This window comes from Yersinia sp. 1252 StPb PI, from assembly GCF_048593885.1.
Classification (GTDB): Bacteria; Pseudomonadota; Gammaproteobacteria; order Enterobacterales; family Enterobacteriaceae; genus Yersinia; species Yersinia enterocolitica_E.
The window spans coordinates 1-8,208 of the sequence record NZ_JAZGQE010000190.1 but is presented as its reverse complement, the minus strand read 5'-3'; the positions used below and the strand labels follow the sequence as shown (position 1 = coordinate 8,208).

The window sequence follows — 8,208 nt, the reverse complement described above, 5'->3', positions numbered from 1 at the left end:
GTTATTGTTTATTTATAAGAAAAATCCGATTGGGCTGTACTAAATCTGTCCCTGTTATACAATCTGCGGGCTTAAATAATAGCCGACATATTTCTATCTAAGGAAAGCCGAGATTAAACAGGAGTGGACATCATGACTGACTACGATAATCGGGAAGAATCAGCTGACATTGGTCTGTTAAAAGAAATGAACAGCTTACGGGACATCATCGAAAATAATTCAGACTGGATCTGGGAAGTTGATGCTTCCGGCCGTTATACGTTTTCATCTGCAAAATCCATCGAGCTTCTTGGTCGCCTACCCCATGAGGTGGTCGGTAAAACGCCGTTTGACTTTATGCCTCAGGATGAAGCCAGCCGGGTAGGAAAGATATTTGCAGAGATTGCGGCTGCACGTATCCCTTTTGCCGGTTTGCAAAACCGTAATATTCGCGCTGATGGCAGCGAAGTCTTAGTTGAAACCAGTGGTATCCCACTGTTCGATGATAACGGCGAATTCAAAGGTTACCGCGGAATTGATCGAAACCTGAGCAATTTACCTTATGATGCGGATAAACGCTTATTTGAGTTGGAATCGATTTATTCCAGTGCTCCGGCTGGTCTGTGCTTTATCGATACGACCCTGCGCTATGTTACTGTGAATGATTATCTGGCTGAACTTCTGGGTAAAAATACAGTAGAGATTAATGGGCGCAAAATTGCAGACTTCCTACCGGGCATTATTCCTATTTTGCAGAGTGCGCTGCTGAAAGCCTATTGCAATGACAGTATCCCCGATGCTGAGTTTCAGATGCCGGATAAAGCACGGGTGTTCTTTATGCGGATAAATGCCGCCAGATATCCCAGTGGTCAAGTGAGTGGGCTGTCCGTCGCGATGATCGATATTACGCCATTGAAAGAGATGGAAGAAAAGCTGCGCAGCAGTAAACAGCATTACCGCAATATGGTGGAGCTGAATCCGCAAATTCCCTGGACTGCATCCCCGGATGGCATGATTACCGATGTCAGTTCTCGCTTTGAAAAAATTACGGGATTAACCCGCGAAGAGGCGCTGGCAGATAAATGGCTCCGTACCATCCATTTAGATGATCGCCACCCCACCTTAATCAGTTGGGAACACTCCTTACAAACACAGCAGCCACTGGATGTTGAAATCCGCTTTTGTCATGTTGAAAAGGGATGGAACTGGATGCGAATCCGAGCAGTTCCCAGCGTAGGTGACAATGGCGATGTGTTGTGTTGGTATGGAACCGCAGAAGATATCCATGAACGAAAATTGCTGGAACTTAAGCTGGTTAAAGCGAATCGACGTCTGGAAATTCAGGCCAGAACAGACTCACTGACTAAATTGCCTAATCGCCGGGCGTTCAAAAAAGTGCTGGCCCATGAATTTATGCGGGCAAAACGCTCAGACTCTCCGCTAGCAGTTTTAATGATTGATATTGATTACTTTAAGAACTTCAATGATTGCTATGGTCATATCTCTGGTGATGCCTGCTTACGCTTGGTCGCCAGGGCATTACGCAAATCACTAAAACGCAGCACCGATATTGTTGCTCGCTATGGTGGAGAAGAGTTTGCCGCTATTCTGCCAGATACCGACCAACAGGGCGCCAGCCTGGTGGCCGAGCATATATTGCAATCTATCCGTGCTATGGGCATTAAACACAATGACAGTAAATTCCGTAAAGTCACCATCAGCCTTGGTGTCACTGTTTATCAAGCCCATCAGCATAGTGGTATTACGGATCAAGCGGATTTAATGCTCGCGGCAGACCAAGCACTTTATTACTCGAAAAAGAATGGCCGTAACCAATTTAATTTGGCTGAACTCCCCTGCGAATGCAGCCATTAGGCTACTCTGACTAAACATACTCGGTATTAAATAATTAACCCCCATCAGATTCGATGCGGATAGAATTTTCGCCGAGGCGGTATTTTTTAGATGCGGCCTCTGGCACTTTTTTCTGACTCAGCTATTCTCAATAAGGCGACCAATCTGGTCATACCTCATACCACTTGGTAGGTAAGGAGTCTTTATGGGAAAAACCCTAGTAAAAATCAGAGATTTTGAAGTTGATGACGCAGAGTTATCTGCACCACTGACAAAAGGCGAAAACACCCTCAGTATCCCCTGTAAATCGGATCCTGAATTGTGCATGCAGCTAGATGGGTGGGATGAACATACCAGCATTCCCGCAACGTTAGATGGGAAAGACCGGTTGCTTTTTAAGCAACATTACGATCGACATCAGGATGCTTGGGTAATGAGGGTAACGTGATTGTTGCAATAAGAAGATCCGTCAACCCATAGCTACAATTTATGAGTGACGGTTTCTTCTCTTGCGACTCGATAATATCTGTAGGGCAAAATCAATCAAATTACTGACTACCAGAAGCCAGCTATCAGAATTTTTCCAATACTTTGAACTGCATACAAATCAGCATCATTTCTGGGGAAAACATCTCGTACTCCTCAAAAAAGCGCTGTTGCGTTTTACGCCAAAACGTCAGCGTTCGATCGCCCTCACCTTCAGCGACAGCATGGGCTTCATCAACCTGATCAAACGTTTTCAATTCTACGTCGGTCAACTCTATCGCACAAACCGGTTCATTGCGGCCATTGACCACAACAAAGATATCCCCCGCCTGCGGCACGCCATCTTCATCCAATGCCGCACAGGTCGCTGTTTTCGTACCGTTCAGTACTAATGCCAATACATCATCTGCCACTTGTTCAGTATCACCAAATGCCCAACGCTCGGCGTCTTGATATTTTTGTGGGACTGTAGCCATAGTTTCATTATTCCTATTCGTCATCTTATTGATGCAGCGCATATTACACTTTATCTTAACTGGTACGAACTGACTAACTCTCGCATCAGCATAAATTTTCGCTACTATACCCTAAATAATTCGAGTTGCAGGAAGGCGGCAATTGAGTAAATCCCCAAGAGCTTACTTCAAGTAAGTCACTGGGGTGAACGAAAGCAGCCAACGCACATGCAGCTTGATGTATGACGGGTATATACCTAAAGTAACCAGCGTCGCAGTAAACAAATGAATTCCGCAGAGCTGACCCCGTCAGACATAATACTAAATTGAATAAGGACCCTATGGTGACCAAACGCTTGCATACGAAACATTGGAAGATGTTTGTGGTGTTACTCTGTATCTGTGGCGCATTAATGCTGCTGCGGTGGGCGTCGATGATTTTTGGCTGATATTGCTACCGCTAGCGTTTGTCTTTAGGTAAAAATAAGCAACCACACTTTGGGCAAACCAAGGCCGTATTTTTGTGCACTTTTTCTGAGCTCTGCTCAGAGACTGCGCCACAATCTGGGCACTTAATCTTCACTTTTACACTGCTAACCAATCTTTTGACGCTATCAAGAAATGACATATGCTCGCCTCTCAGTTGTACAACCTCGTTAGATTACGTTAACCAACGGCAATAAACCGTGGAGTGGTCAGCGTTTACTCAGATTATCTGTACCGGGCCAGATTTTTGTTCACGAAAATAGCCGGTTTTGCAGGAGACAACGGAAAAAAACAAGCGGAAAATGGAAAGTACGGGGAAATCATTCACCACGCAGCATGACTTGCATGCTTGGCGTAGTGATGTGGTAGACGGGTTATTGGAAACCTTTGGTCTGGGGTCAGTGATTCCATAATTCTTGGATCAACCCTCTGACCCGAACCTTGGAAGCACCAGCAACCAAACTGATAACACGGTTAGCACTCAACGTAGAAACGTCGGTATTCCATTCATCAAAAGAATGTTCTGCGTAACTATCGTTGAAAACTTTTTTTATCGAGGATTCAGCTTCGGACATCTCACTGAAACTCTTAGCGTTTATTAAGCACTGAGCAATGATTGAGACTTTTTTCATGTTTTATCCTTGATTATCGGTCGCATAGTGTAGCACAATTACACTCTCTCTGATCATATGCTGCTTAAATTGTTTTCAATTGAAGATAACGTTTTGATATTACAGCATATTCAACCAAGCCTGACAGGCAAGATCTGCTCCTAACCTCATTGTTCAGTCACTCTAAAACCCTACTACGCGCTCAGAAGTTGCTTAAAAAGCATTCATCATGCTAAATCCACCCCAGCAGATTCATTATTTATTCACGATCAGTGCGTTTTTTAGTCAGTTCACATGCTATATTGTAGTGGCTTTGCCATGACAAAGACCTTATCTGTGTGAGTAATTGAGGTGCCGAATGATCAGCAATTTCTTTCTCTATTCACTATTTATTATCTATATCACCGCGGCGCTTATTGATGGCTCACTCCCACTGCTTGACCTAATGTAACCCAAGTACCAGCCTGACAATGGCATCAACGCCAAAGCGCCCCCTCTAGTTACTGTGCATGGCAGCAGCATCTTGTAGTAAGGAGTTCATCTCAATGGTACCTGGTGGCCGTAGTGACCATTTTGGCCCCTGTAATGCCTCTGCATAACCCGCCTGATACAAACGCTCCATCTTGATGGGATCAAAAATCTCTGCGCCATTGGTATCAACATTTGATGGAATCGTTATCCAGTGGAATCCTGAATTTTCAGCCAAAGAGAATGCATAAATACGATACAAATCCCCGACCAATGCCGCTTTGCTGGTTGAGTCAAGAGTACGCATAGCGATATTACGCACCAACCGTGGGGTCGGTTCTGGTTGTGGGCCAAGCTGTCCATTATGGATGATATAAATATCTTCTTTACTGTCTGCCAGGCCCGCTCTGGTACGTACGACTTTTGAGCTGTACACACCACCATTATAGAAGACCCGCGCCGCCACACCGCCGTCAACATGCATTTCATCGTAATGCTTACCCTGAGCCACCACATCAAAAAATACCGGTGAGAACGCGACAGGGACTGAAGAGGAAGCCAGCATCACCTTACGAAATAGCATTAGGGCTTCAGGAGTCCCTTTCATCGCAATCAGCCCCATGTTCCAGACAATAAATCTTTGCGAATCGAGATCCACCGTACCCATATACAACCGCCGACCATGCCGATGTGCCTGGGCGATTTCACTCATTAACTCAGGAGTAATATGCCCATCAATCAATTTAGACAACGGGCTGGTATCCGCTAATGATTCGCGGAAAAAGAGGCGAAATAATAGATTATCCAGATGGAAAATATCACGGGTGGTGGTGGTGGTATAAAAGTCATGTAATGCCTGGTCGTGATCACTCCCTAAAAAGGCGAAAGGTGCGATTAACGCGCCAGTGGAAACCCCACTGACCACCTTAAACACGGGGCGCTTACCTGTTTTCGTCCAGCCGTTCAAAAAGCCAGCACCGAAGGCGCCATTTGGGCCACCACCAGATAATGCCAGATGGGGATAAACCAATGTTCCATCCGCGGCTCGGAACATCTCTTTCGATTCATCTTTATAAGATTGCAGTAAATCCGCTTCAAATATCGGGCTAATGTGCCCCGCGCCGGCACGGATATCCGGCATTCCAGGGATTTCGGCCGCTGGCATTAACTCCACTGGCACTGGATTTCTAGGTAATTGGCTACAGGCCGCCAATAAAGAAATTCCGGTTAGCAACGCCATGGAACGAACTAATTTCCAGCTTATTATCATTATATGTCCTAGCAGATGCGGCCAAATATTACTGACTAAACGTAGACTAATTTGATGATAGTCTCACAAAATCATCCTGTCTGTTATGCCATTGTTGATGAGAAAGATGATACCAACAGTGTTGGCTTAACTTGATGTCAGGGCTGACAATTGGATGGGGAAAATGGTCTGGCGCGCGCACCATGCCGATTCGTTCCATCAATGCTTGTGAACGCAGGTTAATTAAAGCAGTAAATGAAACAATTTTAGCCAGTTTTAATTGATCGAAACCCACCGTCAATACTGCCAATGCAGCTTCCGTTGCCAGCCCTTGCCCCCAAAATGGAAAAGCAAAACGCCAGCCTATCTCGACACAAGGTGAAAAAGGTAATTTAACGGTAGGAATATGTAACCCCAATGCGCCGACAAACTGCCCACTAGCTTTCAGCTCAACAGCCCACAACCCCCAGCCACGCTGTGCTATCAATAATTGACAACGTGAAGCCATCATATCGCTTGCTTCACGTGTTAGAGGGGCTGGGAAAAATGCCATAACGCGAGGATCCGCGTTAAGCGCTGCAAAAGGTGCCCGGTCTGACGGTAGCCACTGCCGTAGCTGTAAACGCTCAGTTTCAAACTCAATAACGTTTTTCATTCTAGCGAAGCTAATCCTACTTTGGTTCAAGGTGGAGGATTGCCCCCACCCTCAATTTTTCTTACCTCTATTTCTGCGATAATGCTCGCCATTGCTGCACAGAAGGCCGCTGCCATTGGTAATTTGCATACTGACGAAGATACTCAGGTAAGTTGTCGCCATTCAGAGCTAACCGGTTAAGCATCAGTGCCAAATCGGTATCTGCGATACACCATTCACTGAATAAATATCTTCTGCCATCCGACAGCAAACGCTCCAACCCAGAAATAAGTTTATTCGCCGCTTGTTGCGCGCTATCAGACAAAGGAGGCAGCCTTAACCCAGCAAAGACCACTTCAGTTGGCCGTTCAGTGCGGATCGGCATAAAATCACTGCGCAGCCATGCCTGTATTTCACGCGCTCTGGCACGCTCTTGCCTATCTTGCGGATACAGCCGAGCGTAATCTGGCGCCGGGAAACGCTCGTCTAAATATTCAGCAATAGCTGAAGACTCAGAGAGTTGAAAATCATCGATAACCAGTGTCGGCACCCGACGTGTCGCCGACAGACGGGCATAAGCCTGTTGCAGATTCTCACCGGCAGACAAATTAATGACGCTTAATGAGAAAGGGAGTGCTTTTTCTGTCAATGATACGAATACCGACATCACATAAGGACTGAAAAAATCTGAATCGGTATACAACGTAATAGTTTGCTGGCTCATCGAAACCCCGACTGATTATCACTAAGTAGATTGACGTTAATCGGTTTTAGCCAGATTGAATAGCAGCTTCTGCAAAAAAATATTATCGCTAATTACGCCCTATTTTCTGTTTCAAAAACCGCAGATGATCTTTATATAGCAACATTGCACAGACGAAAGCCAAAGTAATGAAATCTAATCCGTAGGTTGTTGGTCATCTAAAATTGTCAGCAGAATATCCGCATCCGGGGTTGTTATATGCTTCCCTTCGAGAAAACCAGCGAGTTTAGCCTCTGCATCATGTTCATATACTTCATAACCTGTGATTCGATAGCCCGGTACGCCATCCTGGCGGCGAATATACTCATCACCATCAATGTAGTACTCAACAACACCACTGGCATCTTCAATCTCATAACGTTTATCAAAAGGGAACTGTTTCATTACTCATCCTAAAAAAACAACATAGCGCTATGATGCCAATTTATAGCTGTTTTAGGAAGTGTTCGGCGTACCGTCTCCCCACTAGCGCTCAACAACGTTGCTTTAGCAATGAGAAAGGTTGCCCTGTTAATCAGGCAACCTTTATTACTATTTATCTATTTTTTTAGACTTAAAATAACTGAATTAACTAATGGTTACTTCTTAAACTTTAAAGAAAGCAGTGCATTCTTGCCAACATCCATATATTTGTCAGCTAAAGCTTCAGTCGTGTTAAACGTAGCAATAACTAATTTCCCATCAATCGTAGTGAGCAACATCACATTCTTGATGGTTCCATCAGCAGCCGGGGTATCCATAGTGATGATATAAGCTTTACGCCCATCAACATCCTTCTCTTCCAGAGTCGGTTTGAATGGCGCAAATTGTTTCTTCATCATATTAACAACTTCAGCGAGCTTGCCATCGGGTATGGCGCTATTGCTATCGCTGAATGCGAAGGACACACTGCCCTGTTCAACGGAATAGGCTTCTTGTGGTGCATTCTGCTGAGGGTATTTAGTTGCCAGCATTTCTTTAGACATTAAAGTGAATTCAGCTGGCATCTCAATGTAAGCTTTGCCACCAAAAACTTTAGTGCTTGTTGGTTCAGGTTCAGAACAACCGGCAAGAACAACGACCATAGCAAATAATAGGAAAACACTTTTTTTTAAAAAAATAGACACCCCAGAATAAAATGAATGTAGACTCTNGTTAATAATAGCCAGACCCTGTTTTTGATAATAATTTATTGCCGTTGAATTATATCCACTGGTATTCTTTTTAGTCCATTGAGATCATCC

At 44.7% G+C, this 8,208-nt stretch carries 11 protein-coding genes; 3 read left to right on the top strand and 8 right to left on the bottom strand.

All coding sequences use genetic code 11. From position 1 onward, the window contains the following. The first annotated feature begins 132 nt into the window (after positions 1-132). Together V2A85_RS19910 and V2A85_RS19905 are read left to right on the top strand one after the other, a co-directional pair. A complete protein-coding gene (locus tag V2A85_RS19910; RefSeq protein WP_420072170.1) occupies positions 133-1,854 on the top strand; it encodes a sensor domain-containing diguanylate cyclase in 1,722 nt (573 codons plus the stop codon). A gap of 184 nt (positions 1,855-2,038) precedes the next feature. Continuing rightward, the gene (locus V2A85_RS19905) at positions 2,039-2,281 is read left to right on the top strand and encodes a DUF1480 family protein (RefSeq protein ID WP_083158647.1); all 243 of its coding nucleotides are present in this window, start codon (positions 2,039-2,041) and stop codon (positions 2,279-2,281) included. 124 nt (positions 2,282-2,405) lie between these two features. Here V2A85_RS19905 and V2A85_RS19900 read toward each other — a convergent pair whose 3' ends face one another. Next, the gene (locus V2A85_RS19900) at positions 2,406-2,795 is read right to left on the bottom strand and encodes an ASCH domain-containing protein (RefSeq protein WP_083158646.1); all 390 of its coding nucleotides are present in this window, start codon (positions 2,793-2,795) and stop codon (positions 2,406-2,408) included. Between the two features lie 320 nt (positions 2,796-3,115). Here V2A85_RS19900 and yniD point away from each other — a divergent pair, with 320 nt between their 5' ends. After that, the gene (gene yniD / locus V2A85_RS19895) at positions 3,116-3,223 is read left to right on the top strand and encodes a small membrane protein YniD (protein WP_086018937.1); all 108 of its coding nucleotides are present in this window, start codon (positions 3,116-3,118) and stop codon (positions 3,221-3,223) included. Between the two features lie 11 nt (positions 3,224-3,234). Here yniD and V2A85_RS19890 read toward each other — a convergent pair whose 3' ends face one another. The 7 genes from V2A85_RS19890 to V2A85_RS19860 form a co-directional block, all read right to left on the bottom strand. Further along, entirely contained in the window at positions 3,235-3,402 is a 168-nt protein-coding gene (locus tag V2A85_RS19890) for a YnfU family zinc-binding protein (protein ID WP_227746530.1), read from the bottom strand. A gap of 256 nt (positions 3,403-3,658) precedes the next feature. Then, positions 3,659-3,892 carry a hypothetical protein gene (locus tag V2A85_RS19885; protein ID WP_005182969.1) on the bottom strand — a complete coding sequence of 78 codons (234 nt, stop codon included), beginning with the start codon at positions 3,890-3,892 and terminating at the stop codon, positions 3,659-3,661. A 475-nt stretch (positions 3,893-4,367) separates the two neighbouring features. Beyond that, the gene (locus tag V2A85_RS19880) at positions 4,368-5,609 is read right to left on the bottom strand and encodes a patatin-like phospholipase family protein (protein ID WP_372559185.1); all 1,242 of its coding nucleotides are present in this window, start codon (positions 5,607-5,609) and stop codon (positions 4,368-4,370) included. A gap of 46 nt (positions 5,610-5,655) precedes the next feature. Next, the gene (locus V2A85_RS19875) at positions 5,656-6,243 is read right to left on the bottom strand and encodes a GNAT family N-acetyltransferase (protein ID WP_420072169.1); all 588 of its coding nucleotides are present in this window, start codon (positions 6,241-6,243) and stop codon (positions 5,656-5,658) included. Positions 6,244-6,310: 67 nt separating this feature from the next. Beyond that, positions 6,311-6,946, bottom strand: a complete 636-nt coding sequence (gene yfcF / locus V2A85_RS19870; RefSeq protein WP_420072168.1) for a glutathione transferase — start codon at positions 6,944-6,946, stop codon at positions 6,311-6,313. Positions 6,947-7,120: 174 nt separating this feature from the next. Then, complete coding sequence (locus V2A85_RS19865) at positions 7,121-7,369, bottom strand: hypothetical protein (RefSeq protein ID WP_372559188.1); 249 nt, start codon at positions 7,367-7,369, stop codon at positions 7,121-7,123. A gap of 194 nt (positions 7,370-7,563) precedes the next feature. Then, positions 7,564-8,049: a hypothetical protein gene (locus tag V2A85_RS19860; protein WP_420072167.1), complete on the bottom strand. Its 486-nt coding sequence runs from the start codon at positions 8,047-8,049 to the stop codon at positions 7,564-7,566. Positions 8,050-8,208: the final 159 nt, after the last annotated feature.